The organism is Pedobacter suwonensis, assembly GCF_900111825.1.
GTDB classification, from domain to species: Bacteria; Bacteroidota; Bacteroidia; order Sphingobacteriales; family Sphingobacteriaceae; genus Pedobacter; species Pedobacter suwonensis.
Window position 1 is genome coordinate 125710 of record NZ_FOJM01000012.1, and the last position, 17634, is coordinate 143343.

At 38.6% G+C, this 17634-nt stretch carries 17 protein-coding genes; 12 read left to right on the forward strand and 5 right to left on the reverse strand.

The features are described 5' to 3' along the window. The first annotated feature begins 233 nt into the window (after positions 1–233). Together BM107_RS16150 and BM107_RS16155 are read left to right on the forward strand one after the other, a co-directional pair. A complete protein-coding gene (locus BM107_RS16150; protein WP_090985189.1) occupies positions 234–2267 on the forward strand; it encodes a M13 family metallopeptidase in 2034 nt (677 codons plus the stop codon). 314 nt (positions 2268–2581) lie between these two features. Next, positions 2582–3382 (forward strand): DUF2625 domain-containing protein, encoded by an 801-nt coding sequence (locus tag BM107_RS16155; RefSeq protein WP_208864398.1) that lies wholly within the window; start codon positions 2582–2584, stop codon positions 3380–3382. A 63-nt stretch (positions 3383–3445) separates the two neighbouring features. Here the strand turns inward: BM107_RS16155 and BM107_RS16160 are convergent, their stop codons facing one another. Beyond that, complete coding sequence (locus BM107_RS16160) at positions 3446–3784, reverse strand: MmcQ/YjbR family DNA-binding protein (protein ID WP_090985191.1); 339 nt, start codon at positions 3782–3784, stop codon at positions 3446–3448. A gap of 230 nt (positions 3785–4014) precedes the next feature. Between BM107_RS16160 and mnmD the strand changes: the two genes are divergently transcribed. From mnmD to mazG, 6 genes are all read left to right on the forward strand, one after another. Further along, the gene (gene mnmD / locus BM107_RS16165) at positions 4015–4680 is read left to right on the forward strand and encodes a tRNA (5-methylaminomethyl-2-thiouridine)(34)-methyltransferase MnmC2 (RefSeq protein ID WP_090985194.1); all 666 of its coding nucleotides are present in this window, start codon (positions 4015–4017) and stop codon (positions 4678–4680) included. A 329-nt stretch (positions 4681–5009) separates the two neighbouring features. Then, on the forward strand, positions 5010–5957 hold the full coding sequence (locus BM107_RS16170; protein WP_090985196.1) for an aldo/keto reductase: 948 nt from the start codon (positions 5010–5012) through the stop codon (positions 5955–5957). Between the two features lie 30 nt (positions 5958–5987). Beyond that, positions 5988–7145 (forward strand): AI-2E family transporter, encoded by a 1158-nt coding sequence (locus BM107_RS16175; protein WP_244278835.1) that lies wholly within the window; start codon positions 5988–5990, stop codon positions 7143–7145. Position 7146: 1 nt separating this feature from the next. Continuing rightward, positions 7147–7443: a hypothetical protein gene (locus BM107_RS16180; protein ID WP_090985198.1), complete on the forward strand. Its 297-nt coding sequence runs from the start codon at positions 7147–7149 to the stop codon at positions 7441–7443. Between the two features lie 13 nt (positions 7444–7456). Then, positions 7457–7906 carry a DoxX family protein gene (locus BM107_RS16185; protein ID WP_090985200.1) on the forward strand — a complete coding sequence of 150 codons (450 nt, stop codon included), beginning with the start codon at positions 7457–7459 and terminating at the stop codon, positions 7904–7906. 20 nt (positions 7907–7926) lie between these two features. Then, positions 7927–8733, forward strand: a complete 807-nt coding sequence (gene mazG / locus BM107_RS16190; RefSeq protein ID WP_090985202.1) for a nucleoside triphosphate pyrophosphohydrolase — start codon at positions 7927–7929, stop codon at positions 8731–8733. A 126-nt stretch (positions 8734–8859) separates the two neighbouring features. On the opposite strand, the gene BM107_RS16195 is transcribed toward mazG, so the two are convergent. After that, positions 8860–9243 (reverse strand): YchJ family protein, encoded by a 384-nt coding sequence (locus BM107_RS16195; RefSeq protein WP_244278836.1) that lies wholly within the window; start codon positions 9241–9243, stop codon positions 8860–8862. 73 nt (positions 9244–9316) lie between these two features. Here BM107_RS16195 and truA point away from each other — a divergent pair, with 73 nt between their 5' ends. Beyond that, a complete protein-coding gene (gene truA / locus BM107_RS16200; RefSeq protein WP_090985204.1) occupies positions 9317–10123 on the forward strand; it encodes a tRNA pseudouridine(38-40) synthase TruA in 807 nt (268 codons plus the stop codon). Positions 10124–10539: 416 nt separating this feature from the next. Here truA and BM107_RS16205 read toward each other — a convergent pair whose 3' ends face one another. Then, a complete protein-coding gene (locus tag BM107_RS16205) occupies positions 10540–11760 on the reverse strand; it encodes an ABC transporter permease (RefSeq protein ID WP_090985206.1) in 1221 nt (406 codons plus the stop codon). A 170-nt stretch (positions 11761–11930) separates the two neighbouring features. Between BM107_RS16205 and BM107_RS16210 the strand changes: the two genes are divergently transcribed. Continuing rightward, the gene (locus tag BM107_RS16210; RefSeq protein WP_090985208.1) at positions 11931–13199 is read left to right on the forward strand and encodes an exo-beta-N-acetylmuramidase NamZ family protein; all 1269 of its coding nucleotides are present in this window, start codon (positions 11931–11933) and stop codon (positions 13197–13199) included. Positions 13200–13351: 152 nt separating this feature from the next. After that, positions 13352–13558 (forward strand): hypothetical protein, encoded by a 207-nt coding sequence (locus BM107_RS16215; RefSeq protein ID WP_090985209.1) that lies wholly within the window; start codon positions 13352–13354, stop codon positions 13556–13558. Between the two features lie 40 nt (positions 13559–13598). Here the strand turns inward: BM107_RS16215 and BM107_RS16220 are convergent, their stop codons facing one another. Both BM107_RS16220 and BM107_RS16225 read right to left on the reverse strand, forming a co-directional pair. Further along, positions 13599–15449, reverse strand: a complete 1851-nt coding sequence (locus tag BM107_RS16220; protein ID WP_090985211.1) for a PAS domain-containing sensor histidine kinase — start codon at positions 15447–15449, stop codon at positions 13599–13601. Between the two features lie 32 nt (positions 15450–15481). Continuing rightward, positions 15482–16525, reverse strand: coding sequence for a DNA topoisomerase IB (locus BM107_RS16225; protein ID WP_090985213.1), 1044 nt, complete (start codon positions 16523–16525; stop codon positions 15482–15484). Positions 16526–16614: 89 nt separating this feature from the next. Here BM107_RS16225 and fmt point away from each other — a divergent pair, with 89 nt between their 5' ends. Continuing rightward, entirely contained in the window at positions 16615–17523 is a 909-nt protein-coding gene (gene fmt / locus BM107_RS16230) for a methionyl-tRNA formyltransferase (RefSeq protein ID WP_090985215.1), read from the forward strand. Positions 17524–17634 lie beyond the last annotated feature (111 nt).

Below are 17634 nucleotides of genomic sequence, written 5' to 3' on the forward strand. Positions count from 1 at the left end.
GATAGCAATATTTTTCACAAGCGCACAATAAATTTTGTTAAAAAATGTTAATAGTGATATAAAGATTTAAAATCATGAAATCTATCAAAATTCCTTTTTCAGCTTCCGACTTGATCAGACGTCTTGGCTTGGCAAAAATTTATTACTGGTTTAACAAGTAATATTCTTAATATATTACACCAGTATCAATTAGTATTTCCTAAATTTCGCATCATTATTAACTTATTAAGCGAATGAAATACCAAAATTTGAAAAGATATTTTGCGGCGCTGGGTATAATCGCTGCTGGCTTTTCTGCAAATGCACAAACGAAAAAATTTATCGACCCTGCTAATATGGATTTATCCGTTAAACCAGGCGACGATTTCTACACCTACGCGAGTGGTACGTGGATAAAAAACAATCCGGTTCCTGCTAAAGAAACGCGCTGGGGTTCATTTAACGAACTCCGCGATTTCAACATCAATGCTGTTAAATCTTTAGTGGAAGATGCAGCTGCCGATAAATCTGCTCCTGCAGGTTCGGTTAAGCATAGAGTTGGCGATTTTTATACAGCCGCCATGGATAGTGCGACCATTGAAAAATTGGGTTATACACCTATCAAAGCCGATTTAGCGAAAATCAAGCAAATCAAAAACATCCAGGGTGTGCTTGATCAGGTGGCCTACATGCGCACCAATGGTTTGGGCGGCGGAATGTTTGGTTTGGGTGTTGGCCAGGACCGCAAGAATGTGAACAAATACATGGTGAATATCAGTCAGGGTGGTACAACACTTCCTGACCGTGATTATTACCTTAAAGACGATGCGCGAAGTGTGAAGATCCGCGATGCTTACAACACCTATATGGTAACTTTGTTTACCTTAACAGGAAGTACCGCTGAAGAAGCCAGACAAAAAGCAACAACTGTTTATAAAATTGAAAAGCAATTTGCTGAAGCGCAGATGAGCCGTTTGGAAATGCGCGATCCTTATGCCACGTATAACAAACTTACCGTTGCAGAGCTGAACAAAAAAACACCTGACATTAACTGGACGACCTATTTACCTAAGTTCAAAATCAAAAATCAAGATACTGTTCTGGTTTCATCGCCTAAATTTATGGCAAGCCTAGATGGAATGTTGAAATCAATTCCTGTTGAAGATTGGAAAACCTATTTAGAATGGAATATTTTAAAAAGTTCAGCTTCTAGTTTAAGTTCTCCGTTTGTAAAGGCAAGCTTCGCTTTCACACAAGCTCAAACCGGTCAGAAAGTGCAAACGCCGCGTTGGCAACGCATGTCATCTCTAACAGACGGCACCATTGGCGAATTATTAGGCCAGCTTTATGTAGATAAATATTTTAAGCCGGAAGCTAAAGAACGCATGAACCAGATGATTGTGAACCTGCGTAAAGCATTCGAAATCCGAATTAAAGGTTTAGAATGGATGAGTCCTGAAACCAAACAAAAGGCCTTAGCTAAATTAAATGCATTTACACCCAAAGTGGGTTATCCCGAAAAATGGAAAAACTACGATGGTTTAGTGATCAATAAAGATACTTATTTCCAGAATTTACGCAATGCAAGCGTTTGGGGTTATAATGAAATGGTTAACCAGTTAGGTAAACCGGTTGATCGTAAACGCTTTGGCATGACGCCTCCAACGGTTAATGCTTACTACAGCCCTACATTAAACGAAATTGTTTTCCCAGCGGGTATTTTACAGTTCCCTTTCTTCGACCCAAATGCTGACGATGCCGTTAACTATGGCGGTATCGGTGCGGTAATTGGTCACGAAATGAGTCATGGCTTTGATGACAGCGGTAGCCAATATGATGCCGCCGGCAACTTAAAAAACTGGTGGACAGCTGAAGACAAAGCTAAATTTGATGCTAAAACCAAAGCTTTGGGCGAGCAGTTTGACGCCTATACGGTGTTAGATACGGTTCATGTAATCGGTAAGTTAACCATGGGCGAAAACATTGGCGATTTAGGCGGTTTAAATGCTGCTTACACGGCTTTTAAAATGACCAAACAAGGTCAAAGTAATGAAAAAATCGATGGTTTTACACCAGATCAGCGTTTCTTCTTGGCCTGGGCACAGGTATGGAGGGGTAATATTTTACCAGAAAGTGCAGCCCAGTTAATTAAAACAGATCCGCATTCTCCAGGTCCTTACCGTACCATTGGTGCGCCTGTAAATATGGATGCCTGGTATGAAGCTTTTGATGTTAAACCTAGCGATAAACTATACAAAAAACCTGAAGACAGAATCAGAATGTGGTAGATTTGAGGTTGAAGGCTGGAAGGTGTAGAGTGTAAGGCTTTTTAAGTTCGATCATTTAATAGAGGTTGAAAGTCGAATTTATAAGACTCTGCCTCCCTCAACTTTAAAATTTCCATTATCATAAATTTAAATATTATAAGCGCCCCGATTATTTCGGGACGCTTTTTTTTCAAATGCGGTGCAAGGTCGCCTTGGTTTGTGTCCCCACAAACCAATAACTAATTCAACACTTACCTCAATCAAAAATTAATCCTGCTCGTTTAAACAATTCTTAATTATCATCCTATCTTTGAAAAAACATAATTACCCTATCCATGAAAAGTCCAATTTCCTACCTCTTTATCTTTGCGTTATCCTTATTTTCCCTCTCAGGTTTTGCCCAGGAAAATAACATGATCAGTATTGAAAAATTAATCAACAAAACAGATCCTGCATGGCCATTGGTAAAAAAATGGATTGACTCTGCAAAAAACAAGGTAGAGGTTCTGCCCGTTGATTCTGCAAGGGCGAAGGAGGTTTTGTACCACTCGCAAATGACAACCTATGCCACACTTGGTTCGGTAATTTACAATACCGGAGGCATTATGGTAGATAACGGCTGGATTAGAATTTTAGGCTCCGGCAGTGAAAGATTAAACAGAAACGTAGCCGATTGGAACAAAGGGAAAACCTTAAAGGAGTATGGCGATAACATTCCCTACCTCTTAGTTGCCGATGATGCAGTAGGCGGTTTTTTTGCCATCAACTACGGCGGTTTGGGCAAAGACATTAAAAATGTGTATTATCTTGAACCCAATACCTTAACCTGGCAACCACTTGGAGCTGGTTATGGGGAGTTTCTCGTTTTTTGCTTCGACAGTGATCTTTCCAAATTTTACAAGGGATTACGCTGGAGCAGCTGGAATCAATTCATTGCCAATTTGGATGGGACCAAAACCTATAGCTTCCGTCCCTATTTATGGGAAGAAGGTACAGACATTGATAAATGCACGCGAAAACTGGTTGGTATTGAAGAAATGTACCGTTTTAATATTATGAAGTCGAAAGAACTGAATGCAGATAAAGGCAAAAAAAAAGACGAAACAACAAAAGAAGAAACTAAGGGCGAACAATAATTCCCAGTCAATTTACAGTATAATCCTGTACCTAATGCACGTGAAAGTTACTTAGCATAGATATTAAGCGTACTTTGCCTGTGTTTTCTTTGGTAATTTGGCTAACACCATCGCTCTTGAATCGGCCACCCTTCTTTTTAGCTCATTATCGTTCAATACTTCTAAATTCTCGATCTGGATCCATTGCCGCTTTGCCATATGATATGCTTGTGAAATGCCGTCTATCGCAGAAAGTTCGTCAAATTCATCCGGATCACATTTGATGGAAAATCGATTTCCCTCATCAATAGCGATAATGACATAAATTTTTTCTTCTATCATAAAACACAAATGCTCCCATTTCATGCCTTCTGTAGTACCGGGTAAACTTAAACAATATTCTCTGAACGATTCGATATCCATATTTGCTAGGGTTTAGGGTAAGATCAAAGCTAATCACAAAAGATTAAAAGTTAAAGACCAAAGATACTAGTAGCAAGATACAAGTAGCAAGATGAAAGTATAAAGACAGATAAGATCTTTAAATAATTCTTGATCATTGAATTGCTAATTGATCCTGAAAATCCAAAAATCCTATCCATCCTGTTCCTATATTTGCACCATTACCTTCGAAAATCAAATAATCCAAGCCCATGAATATTATAACGCCTACTGCCGACGGTTCCAATACACTTTATAACGAAACCATAGGCGAACACTACCACAGTAAACATGGTGCACTGCAGGAAAGCAAACATGTGTTTATTGATGCAGGTTTGAAATTTGCTTCCACCAACCAGGATGAAATTTCCATTTTAGAGGTTGGTTTCGGCACGGGGTTAAATTTTATTTTAAGTTTCGAATATTGTGCGGAAAACAATATAAAACTGAGTTATACCAGTATTGAAGCTTTTCCACTGACTACAACAATAATTGAGCAAACAGGTTATGCAGCATATGTTTCTGAAGAAATATGGACCAGTTTTATTTCCAACTACCCAGAAGCATTAAAAGGCCCTCAAAAACTATCACCACTTTGCACATTAGAAATTCCGTATACTACATTGGCCGAATACCGCGGCAATAAAAAATTTGACCTGATTTATTACGATGCATTTTCGGTACAGCACCAACCCGAAATGTGGAGTGATGAAATTATTGCACATGCCTGCAGTTTCTTGAAGCCTGGAGGAACTTTTGTTACCTACGCCATTACGGGAAAATTAAAAAGAGCGGTTAAAGCCTGCGGATTTAACATAGAAAAATTGCCTGGCGCCCCCGGAAAAAGAGAGATGCTGAAAGCGGTTAAAGGGATGTAAAAGATGGGAAATGGATGATGAAAATAGAGGATGTAAAATGAACGATGTGAAATGGAGGATGGATATGGAAGAAGTTGGGGTCAGAATGTCCGGAGATGGCATTGCATAAGAATAGTCTCCAAGTTCTGTGCTCTCCGTGCCTTACTCTTAGTGTCTTCATGCCTCGTGGTAAAAATATGCACAACAAGAACAGCCACCGAACTCCGTGTGCTCTGCGCCTTTCTCTTTGCGCACTCTGCGGTTAATCTATAACATCATTTTACATAATTTAGAGCACCTGCCAAACCAGTACAATCTAAATTTGTTAGATTAACATTAACATTCGTATCATGGAAAAAAGAATTTTAGGCAAAACAGATTTACATATTGCACCAATTGTATTCGGAGGAAATGTTTTCGGCTGGACGATTGATGAAAAGAAATCATTTGAAATATTAGACCAATTTTTAGCAAGTGGCTTCAATTTTATCGACACGGCAGATGTATATTCCCGTTGGGTGCCTGGAAATAATGGAGGCGAATCGGAAAAGATTATTGGTAACTGGCTGAAAAAACAAAACAAACGCCACGAAATTATTATCGCAACCAAAGTAGGTTCAGATATGGGACAGGGCAAATCGTTGAAGAAAGATTATATCATCAATGAAGTAGAACATTCTTTATCTCGCTTGCAAACCGATTATATCGATCTCTATTTTTCGCACTTTGACGATGAAACTACCCCTGTTGAAGAAACTTTAAATGCCTACGAAACTTTAATTAAGGCAGGCAAAGTCCGCTGGATCGGTGCTTCAAATTTTTCTGCCGATCGACTTAGGGAATCTTTAATTTATGCTACCGAAAATGGCTTGCCCCGTTATGAAGTCTACCAACCAGGGTATAACCTTTATGATAGAGTAGACTTTGAACAGGAACATGAAAAAATCTGCCTGGATTATGATTTGGGTGTTGTGGTTTATTATTCGCTTGCCAGTGGTTTCCTAACCGGCAAATATCGCAGCGAAAACGATCTGAACAAAAGCCAGCGTGGCGGGGGCGTAAAAAAATTCCTGAATGAACGTGGTTTTAAAATTTTAGCAGCCCTTGATCAGGTTGCAGCGCAACATCAGGTGGAGCCGGCTTCTGTAGCTTTGGCCTGGTTAATCAACCATCCGTCTGTTACTGCCCCAATTGCAAGTGTTACTGATTTAAACCAACTAAAGTCGTTTACTGAAGCTGCTAATTTGAAATTGTCAGCAGAAGAAATTTCTCATTTAGATCAAGCGAGTAGTTATTAAAAATATCTCTTATATTTAAATGCCCGATTAATGAAACAATTATTCGGGCATTTTGTATTAAACAGGATTTTAATAAATATGAAAGAAAAACTATCTTTTCTACCCAAACTGGCACTGGTTCTCTTCTGTTTAATCAGTTTAACCTACATTGCCATTTTAGGCCACTCTTTGCTGGCTCCTTTGCTTTTTTCTTTTTTAATGGCAATCTTACTATTACCTGTAGGCAATTTTTTAGAGCACCGTTTAAAATTCAAAAGAAGTTTGTCAACCTTACTATCGGTGATTCTGATGATTGCTGTTATTGGCGGAATTGTATACTTTTTTGGCAATCAACTCAGCGATTTATGGGCAGATTGGCCGTTACTTAAAGAGAAAGCAAACGTTTCCTATCACGAACTGCAAAAATGGATTTCGCATACTTTCGGCATAAATTCTCAGAAACAGCTCAGTTATTTAAACGATAGCACGGAAAAAGCTTTGGCTACCAGTGCTGCAATTGTAGCTACAACCCTATCAACCTTATCTTCTACCCTATTGTTCTTAGGTTTCACATTACTATTCACCTTCTTTATTTTAAATTACCGCAGGGTATTATTTACGTTCTTAACTTCTGTTTTTAGCGAAGAACATAAAGAAAAAGTCGCAGAAATTGTGAGCCAGATTCAGTACATCATTAAAAAATACATTATAGGTTTGTTCTTGCAAATGCTTATTGTTACGGTATTAATGATTACGGTGCTGAGTTTATTGGGCGTTAAATACGCTGTTCTATTGGGCTTGGTGGCAGGGATTTTCAATGTGGTTCCTTATTTGGGAATATTCTTCGCCTTACTGGTAAGCTGCCTGATCACTTTCGCTACCGCAGGTGCTGGTAAAGTACTGCTGGTTTTAATTGCGTATGTTGGGGTGCATGCCATAGATGGAAATGTGCTGATGCCATTAGTAGTAGGTTCTAAAGTAAAAATAAATGCTTTATTTGCTTTTATCGGTATCGTTGTTGGCGAAATGATCTGGGGTATCTCAGGCATGTTTTTATGTATTCCATATTTGGCCATCTTAAAAATAATTTTCGATAGAGTAGATGGCTTAAAACCCTGGGGCATATTAATGGGAGAAGAACACAGGCCCGATAAAAAGAAACGGGTTTACCGGATTACAAAAAAGATTAAATTAGAAGAAAAAGATTAAAATGGCCGAAAACAGATCGCCTCATATTTTAAGCACTTCTGCCAATCTCCTGGGTATTTGCTTTATTGTACTCACGTCTTTGAAAAAACTCGCACTCAACGATGGCTCCCTAATTGACGAATTTGCCGTAGCTGCGGTAATGTTTTTTATGACCAGCTGCATCTTATCTTTTATCTCAATGAGAAGACAAAAAACAACAAGCCAGCGGCTGGAAAAAGCCGCCGACTTCATCTTCTTATCCGGCCTTTTGGTATTGTTTGTTGCTACAATACTAATTGCATTTAATTTAATAAAGTAAATCGGTTAAATTAATGAAACCCCTATTTGTCCTGGTAATCGTTTATGTTGCGCTGATGGCTTTTGGCCAACACACCACCTTTGATAAAGGAGATATTTTTGCAGGTAATATGGCAATGGCCGCAATGCTGGTATTTACTGCTGTTGGCCATTTCAAATTTAAAACCAGTATGGCAGCAATGGTTCCACTATTCATTCCCAAAAAAGTAGAACTTGTAATGTTAACAGGAATGCTGGAAATCTTATTTGCAATCGGATTGGCGATACCAGGCACCAAGCATTTTACCGGAATAGCATTGATTATTTTTTACATAGCCATTCTACCTGCAAATATTTATGCAGCCAGACACCGCATCAATTACGAAAATTTATATAAACCAGGCCCCGGACCAAAATATTTATGGTTCAGAATTCCTTTTCAGTTTTTCTTAATCGCCTGGGTTTGGTACTTTAGCGTTCGATAAATCTATTTCAACCATAAAATATGCCTAACAATCCAATTCCTGCAAGCGCCAATAATCCAGCTGATGCCTTTACACGTTTACTTACCGTTTTAGATACCTTGCGCACGCAATGCCCCTGGGATAAAAAGCAGACCATGGAAACGCTGCGCCATTTAACTATTGAGGAAACTTATGAGTTAAGCGATGCCATTTTAGACGGCGATTTAGACGAAATTAAAAAGGAACTTGGCGATGTGATGATGCACCTCGTTTTTTATGCCAGAATTGCTTCAGAAACCAACGATTTTAACATTACTGATGTTTTAAACGGCGTTTGCGATAAACTGGTAAACCGCCACCCACATATTTATGGCGATGTTGAAGTAGAGAATGAAGAAGATGTTAAACGCAACTGGGAACAGATTAAGCTAAAAGAAGGCAACAAATCGGTATTGGCTGGTGTGCCCTCTTCACTGCCCGCATTGGTTAAAGCTGCCCGTATTCAGGAAAAAGCACGTGGAGTAGGCTTTGATTGGGAAGATAAAAACCAGGTATGGGAGAAAGTAGAGGAGGAATTGCAGGAGTTTAAAACTGAATTTAATGTAGCAGACAATACGGCAATCGATATCGAAAAAGCTGAGTCAGAATTTGGCGATGTATTATTCTCATTAATCAATTATGCCCGTTTTATCAATATCAACCCGGAGAATGCATTAGAGAAAACCAATAAAAAATTTATCAAACGTTTCCAATACCTGGAAAATAAAGCAAAGGAAAACGGAAAGGCCTTAGCCGATATGACACTTGCAGAAATGGATGTATATTGGAACGAAGCGAAGAAAATATAGCTAAAAAGAGTGAATTCGCAAATTTAATATAAATTTTGCGAATCGATTCGCAAAATTTATATCAAATTTGCGATTATGATTCAAGAGCAATAGCTGATTAAGCCCGATAACCTGAATGAATTTTTATCATGAGTAAAAATCCCCATCAACATAATACCATTTACCATCTTCTAACCTAAAGTTAGATTTTTCATGCAACACTTCGGTCTGAAATTTTTTGTTCAGATAGTAGGCCTTAAACTCTACCACATCAAAAGCGGAAAAAACAATCTCGAGCTTTAGCCATCTGGTATTTTTCGCACTGCTTAAATAACCCCTTCTAGAATGGTTCTTTCTTTTGCTGATATGCGTAGTTTCATAAAGATAATCTGCATCAGTGACTACAAAGGCCGAATATCTGGAACGCATTAAAGCCTCGGCAGTTGGCGCTGTTTTCGTTTTTAAGTGATAAGGCTGGCAACATTGCTGAAAAGTTATTCCGCTTCCACAAGGACAGTTTATTGAATCCATATTAAAATTTACAGCACAAAAGTATCATTTAATATTCCTGCTGCTAAAATTTCCGTAAAATTGCAGCAGAATAATGAGGTATTTCTTTCATATTGCCTATCAAGGCCAGCACTACAATGGGTGGCAAAAACAACCTGGTATAAAAAGCGTTCAGGAAGTTATAGAACAAACCCTGTCGAAGATTTTAAAATCGCCAATTGCCATTAACGGCTGCGGCCGTACTGATGCACACGTGCATGCCAGTCAGTTTTTCTTCCATGCTGATATCGAAAAAGAGATCAATCCCAATCTGCTTTACATTTTGAATAAAGCTTTACCTTCCAATATCGCCGTGTTCGACATTATTAAAATGGAAGGCAAGCCGCATGCCCGGTTTGATGCTGTACAGCGTAAATATGACTATTTTGTCCATACCTACAAAGATCCTTTTTTAACTAACCAAAGTTCTTTTTATCTATTAAACGATTTAAATTTTGATAAAATGAAAGCTGTGGTAAAATTATTACCTCAATATAAAGACTACAGGGCTTTTTGTACGCATCCGGATAAATATGAACATACCATCTGCAACGTAATGGAAGCCGATTTATTTGTAAACCCAAAGGGCGACAGATTAAGGTTTCATATTGCCAGCAACCGCTTTTTGGGTAAAATGATCCGCTTGATTATGGGCAAAATCCTGATGGTAGGCAAAGGACAGCTCAGTTTTGATGAGTTTGAAAGCGAACTCATTACCCTTAAACCTTCCAAAATATCATTACCTGCCCATCCCACCGGTCTATATCTTTCCAAAGTTACTTATCCCTATCTAAACCTCGAACCACGGACTGAATTTATCCACAGTACACAAGGTACAGAATGGATTTCGATTGGAGTGTAGCGTTTTTATTATCAACTCCGTTTAAGGGGTATGAATGTCCAAATCTGTATTGTCCTTTTCATCCTCATTCTATCTTTAGGCTCAAAAAAAACACCAATGTAAATGTTTATGGAGTGGAGTATCGATGATCACGATGTTTGCACCTGAAATCAGCCGGTTGCATTATGGGATGGAAATTCAATATTGCACCAGATGCCAATTTACAAATCTTTGAAAGGAATCCATACTTTCAAATATGACCTTGGCAATTTGAGGATATCAGTGTATGGACAGCAGCTTTTGACTGGAATATGATTTGAGACGGGGTTCTTCATCAGAAATGTAATATTGCACAAGCCGTAAAGGTGTGAGTAAGCAAGGGCATAGTTTAGGTTGCTTGGGCATCGGGAAATGATCTGTCCGGTGTCCCAAGTTTTTTATTTAAACCGGATTGCCTTAAGTGGCGAAACCTTACTCACCAGCAACGAAGGAATAATCAAAACGGCTAAACAAACCACTACCGTAACGATATTAAGCAACAGCACATCAATAAAATGAAACTCTATGGGTGCATACGCTAAAAAGTATGAGGCCTGGTTAAGCTTAAAAATGTGCGTAGACTGCTGTAAAAACCCAAGACCTAAGCCCAGAATATTCCCTAATAACAATCCTATACCGATTAAATAAGCCGCATTGTAAAGGAAAATTTTCATAATGCTCCAGTTGCTTGCCCCGAACGACTTTAACATACCGATCATGTTGGTCTTTTCCAGAATCATAATCAACAAGGCTGTAATCATATTAATTACACCTACTATGAGCATCAGAATCAATAATACTTTGGTATTTACATCAAGAAGGCCTAACCAGGTAAAAATATTAGGAAAATTTTCTTCAATGGAATATGAGCGTAAACTACGCGGGAGACTTTCATAAATATGATCGGAAATGGGTTTAAGTCTGCTGAAATCCTTAATCCTGATTTCTACGCCACCAATTTCATTAGCTTTCCAGTTATTCAGGCGTTTAATGATATTCAGATTGCCCAGTACAAAACCCTTATCAATATCTTCAACACCAATATCGTATATACCTACAATTTTAAATTTACGCGGGCGTAACTGGTTTTGAACAAAGTACATGATAAAATCATCGCCTGTTTTAAGTTTTAACCGGTTAGCTGTGTATTTCGAAATCAGTAGCTCCTGCATGGCCGCCGTACTATCAGAAAAATCGATAATGGTGCCGCTGATAATATGCTGTTTAATGTAATCCCATTTATAGCTTTTATCTATCCCCTTAAAGTTTATGCCCTCAATTTCATTATTGGCCGATAGAATACCAGGTTTTGTAGCAAAAGGGTAATAATATTCAACATCAGGATTATTTTTGAGCATCTTTTCCGTTTCCCGGTCTAAAATAAAGGGAGAATGCTCAAAAGAATTATTCAGATCGTAGCGGGTAATTTGTATATCGCCTAAATATCCCCTCACTTTATCCTGAATTTCAGTTTTAAAGCCCTTGATAATGGCTATGGAAAGAATCATAACAGCCAGGCTCAACATCACGCCTGCTATTGCAATACGTACAATGAGTTTTGAAAAGGTACGTTCAGATTTAATGGCTATCCGCCCTGCTATGAAATATTCGAAGTTCAATTTAATCGGTTTGTATTAACAAAAATGCTCAATTCCTTTTTAAAAATGGCATTTTCGAAAATAAATAACCAACTTTAAATATCAATCGTTAACTTTTAAAAAGAAAACGCCAATAGCATAATTAAAATATGCTGTAAATTGTTTTATTATAATATCCAGAATACACTAAAATGAAAAAATACATCAGCTTTACGTTAACCAGTTTAATTGCTTTATCTGCATGTGGGCAGCCCAAACCGCAGGAGCAAGAGGTTTTAGGCAAGAATAGCCCTGAAAACAAAAAACTGATGATTAAGACAGCAAAGTTACCAACAGCCATTAAAACCGGTGCAGAGCAAACCGAAAAATATCTGCCGTTGTTAAAGGGTAAACGTGTTGGCATGGTGGTTAATCCGACCTCTGTTATTGGTACGCAAACATCAGTTGATAGCCTTTTGAAAAGAGGAGTAAAAATCCAGAAGATATTTGGTCCTGAACATGGTTTTAGAGGCAATGCCAGCGCTGGTGTGAGTGTTAATGATGATATTGACACTAAAACAGGAATAAAAGCCGTCTCCCTTTATGGCAAACATAGTACGCCTACAGCTGAAGATTTAACTGATATTGATATTATGGTTTTCGATATTCAGGATGTAGGTGTGCGTTTTTACACCTATATCAACACTTTGCAGCATGTGATGGAAGCCTGTGCCGTAAACCATAAGCCTTTACTGATTTTAGACCGACCAAATCCAAACGGTTATTTAATCGACGGACCGATTTTAGATCCTAAATTTAAGTCGGGCATTGGCATACAACTTATACCTATTGCGCATGGTTTAACAGTTGGAGAATATGCACAGATGTTAAATGGCGAAGGCTGGTTGAAAGATAAGGTGAAATGCAAAATTACCATTATCAAAAATGCCAATTACGATCATAACATGGAATATACTTTACCGGTTAAGCCCTCTCCTAACTTAAACACGCAGCAATCTATTTTACTTTATCCATCTACCTGTTTATTTGAGGGAACTTACCTAAATCATGGCCGTGGAACCATGTTTCCTTTTACTATTGTTGGGGCGCCTTACCTAAAAGGTAAATTCGATTTCAGTTTTACCCCAAAAAGCATAAAGGGGATGGCAGAAACACCATTATTTCAAGATCAGGTTTGTTATGGCTTAGATTTAAGAACTTACGACACAGCCGAACTGCGCAAAGCCAAACAGATTAATTTATCATGGTTAATTTCATTGTATCAGGCATCGCCCAAAAAAGATGATTTTTTTAATACCAAACTGAGTAAAGAAATGGGCGTTATTGAAAGACTGGTGGGCGTAGCTGATTTCAGGCAGCAGATAATTGACGGTAAGAGTGAAGCAGAGATCAGAGCCAGCTGGGAACCAGGCTTAAGTGCGTATAAAACCATGCGTAAGAAATACTTGCTTTATAATTAATGTGAGAATGATTGAATGAGGGCGTGAGAGAATGAAAAAATGATAAATTTTAGAAGATTTTAAACTTAACGTATTCTGATTTGTTATGATTTAAAGGGATAAAGATTTTCTTTATTCAATCATTCAAAATTCATTCATTCAATCATTATAACATGAGCGGTCCAAAAGTTAAAAGCGATAAACCAGGAAGCAATTACGAGAAAGAGGTGCCTAAAGGAAGGGAGCCTGTTGACCATAAAACCGTCAGACACGAAAACGACAGCACCCCCAACAAGCCGGTTCGCACCAATAATCCCGCTAAACACCGCGAAAACGAAGAGCAACCGGTACAGCCGATCAAGAAAGCACCTAAAGCATAAATTATCGTTCAGACTCCATCTGATGGTATGAGCTGAACGATTATTTTATTTTTAAAGCAAAGAAAAAAGTGGCACCCTCTCCAGCAGTGCTTTCTACCCAAATCCTGCCGCCCTCACTTTTTATAATTTCAGCTGAGATGTAAAGGCCTAAGCCCAAACCCGGGTAGGTATGTTGCAAGTTACCATCTACACGGTAAAACTGGTCGAAAACCAGGTGTTGCAAATCCTCTGAAATACCAATACCATAATCCCTGACACTTAATATTACTTCACCGTTTTGGCTATAGGTAGCAACATCTATTTCATCGGCATCGGTGGAGTATTTAATTGCATTAGATAAAAAATTAGTAATAACCTGTCCAATGCGTTCTTTATCAGCGAAAACGATGGCATTACTTTCCAGGTTACAAATGATCTTATGTTTTGAACTGATATGCTGCATTTCATCTACAATATCTTCAACAACAGCATCAAAATCAAATTCAATTGGGTTGAAAGTCATTTTACCGGATTGAATTTTGGTTACATCAAGTAAATCGCCGATCAGGCCCGTTAACCGGTTCAGCTGCTGGTCCATTTTACGTACCATTGTCGCCTTTTTTTCGTCTCCCTCACTCCTGATCATGCGTTCAAGCACCTGGGCATACGCTTTGATACTGGTTACGGGTGTTTTTAACTCATGACTGGCGATCCCTAAAAATTCATCTTTTTGCTGTTGCAGCTGCACTAGCTTTGTCACATCCGTTGCAGCGTGGATAATGGCATACACTTGCCCATTAGCATCTTTTATCGGTTTATAGGTAAAGCTGAACCAGCGCTTTTGTTCTTTACCATCAATAATCACCAGGAATTCTTCCTGATCAGCATGGTAACTTATTCCTGTTTGATATACCTTTTTCAAAGTTTCAACTGATGGCTGTAAGTTTAATTCAGGTATGGCCTCAGCAACGGTTTTACCGATTACGCTTTTATCCTTTCCCCAAAACCGGAGCATTTCATCGTTCGCAAGGCTGATTACCATGTTTTCTGTTTCATAGTAGGCCGTGGCCATCGGTATATCATACATAAAGTTGCGAAAGCGTTCTTCGCTTTTAGCAGCCTCCATTTTTGATACAACCTGTAAGGTAATTTCGTTAGCGACTACCATAATGCCGGTAACCTCTCCATCCTGACCAAATATTGGATCGTAAACAAAGTTGAAATAAAAATCATCTTCAACCCCGTTATGCTCCAATCGGGCTTTCGTTTCGTAGCCATAGTGAGCAACACCGCTGTTGTAAACCTGCTGTAACAATTCTGGAAAAGGCTGGTTGGCAATTTCAGGCAATCCATCTAAAAGTTTTAAACCGATTACAGCTTTACTTTTCCTCCATATCTTTAACAGATCATCATTGGCATCTTCTATAATCAGGTCTCTGCCTTTTAAAATTCCAATAGCCACAGGCGCATCGTAAATCATCTGCCTTAACAAGGCTTCACTCTGCTCTACTTTAAACTTTGCATTTACTAATTCGGTCACATCTGTAGCATTATTTAAAATACCCCATACATTACCATCTGAATCAAGCAGCGGTTTATAAGTAAAATCGAAATAAAAAGTTTGGAGTACATTATCATTTAATAGCACGGCCTTGTCTTCTTTAGCTTCATAAGGCATGCCGGTACTTCTTACCTGTTTAAGAATATCAAGAAAGGGTTGATCTTTCAACTCCGGCAGCGCAAGAGCCAATTCTTGACCTATTACAGATGCGTCTCTTCCCCAGGCTTTAAGCATAGCCTTGTTGGCTACCTCTATAATCATATTTTCTCCGGTATAAAGCGCAATGGGCATTGGAGACTCCTCTATAAGCGTATTAAAAATATTGGCTTTATCGGCGAGATTAGTTTGCATAATTGGGATAAAAGACAAATATAGTTGCTTTTTTACTTGCTACCAGATTTTAAAAAAGATAATAACACCTTTTCATTATGCTCTAAACTCACCTTTCCTTTAAGTGCATGGTTATTCATTTTTTTAAGGTATTTTTCAAGCTGATTATTCTCGTAAGCCGTAAGCAAAAGCGGATAAACGTAAGAGCTTTTACATACCGCCCGGGTGTTACCTAATTTTTTGGCTACACAATCTAAAACGGCAACAATTTGTTTTTTACTATTTAAACCTGCATTTTCATTCACCTGGCATTGGGCAAACTGCCGAAGGGCTTCGAGGGTACCTCCCCAGGTTCTGAAATCTTTCGCCGTGAAATCATCGCCTGTAATTTCTTTAATATAGGCATTTATTTTACCGGAATCGATGCTTTTATGTTCGCCATCAGGTGTATAAAACTGAAAAAGCTCCTGACCAGGAATATCACGGCATTTTTTAACGAGTTTTGCCAGCGAACGATCGTTAAGTTCCAGTTTTTGCTGCACGCCTTTTTTTCCCACAAAATCCATGGTAATTTTACTTCCGTTTATTTTTACATGCTTATCACGTAGGGTGGTAAGGCCAAAAGATCCATACAGCTGTTTGTAGCTTTCATTTCCTACCCTGATTAATGTTTTTTGAAGTACATCTACCGAAATAGCCAGTACCTTCCGTTCGTCGAAATCTTTGCGGCGGAGGTCTTTCTGTAGATTTTTCCTGGCTTTTGGCAGAGATTTCCCAAACTCAAGCAGGCGGAAATATTTATCCTCCGCACGTCGGCTGGTCCATTTTGCATGGTACTTGTATTGTTTTCGTCCCGCAGCATCAATTCCCGTCACCTGTAAATAAGCATTGGGTTTATTGGCAATCCATACATTTTGCCATGCTGGCGGAATAACCAGCGTTTTAATACGGTCCAGGTGTTTGTCATCTGTAACTTTATTACCGTCTTTATCTACATAATAAAATTTTCCTGGTTTTCCTTTACGGTAAATACCAGGCATGGCATCAGTTACATATACCAATCCGCTCGCTTTTACAACATCTTTACCTTGTACCATTTTTTGGCTATAAGTATGGGTTTATTTTTAGTTATTTTGCAAAACTAAACGTGGATGACCACGTTATTTCAGAAACACAACACTTTCATATGAAAATAGTTTTTATGGGTACGCCCGATTTTGCGGTAGCCTCTTTAGATGCCTTGGTACAAGCCAATTTTGATGTGGTTGCAGTGGTTACTGCGCCAGACAAGCCTGCAGGGCGTGGGCAGAAACTAAGTGAAAGTGCGGTAAAAAAATACGCGGTAGAAAAAGGGATTCCTGTTCTGCAACCCGAAAAATTAAAAAATCCTGAATTTATTGAGCAACTCAAATCATATCAGGCAGATTTACAGGTAGTGGTGGCTTTTAGAATGTTACCAGAAGTGGTATGGAATATGCCGCCAAAAGGAACCATTAATCTTCATGGATCGCTCTTACCGCAATACCGGGGTGCGGCTCCAATAAACCACGCCATCATAAATGGAGAAAAAGAGAGTGGCGTAACCACTTTTTTCCTCACACATGAAATTGATACCGGCAATATTATCCTAAGCGAAAGTACCCCAATCGCTGATAACGAAACCGCTGGCGACCTGCATGATAAACTGATGCACATTGGTGCTAACCTATTAGTAAAAACGCTTAAAGCCATTGAGGCCGGTGAGGTTAGCGAACAACCGCAGCCACAAAGTGGCAACTTAAAACATGCGCCGAAAATTTTTAAAGAAGATTGCAAAATCGACTGGAACAACCCGGTACAAATGATATATAACTTAATCCGCGGGTTAAGCCCATATCCTACCGCCTTTACTTTTTTAAATGATAAAACCTTAAAAATATTTAAGGCCGAAATAGAGCATAAAGAACCAGGTATTGTTGCCGGAGGCTTTTTAACCGACGGCAAAACTTTTTTAAAATTCGCCGCTAAAGATGGTTTTATCAAACTATTGAATATTCAGTATGAGGGCAAAAAACGCATGCCGATAGAAGATTTTTTAAGAGGAATACGGTTGTAGGTAGTCCTTAGTCTAAAGTCTTTAGTCCGAAGTCATCAGTCTGGAGTCGAATAACTTATATTACATGTCATCCTGAATGCAATGAAGGATCTTTTAAATAAAGCTAGATTT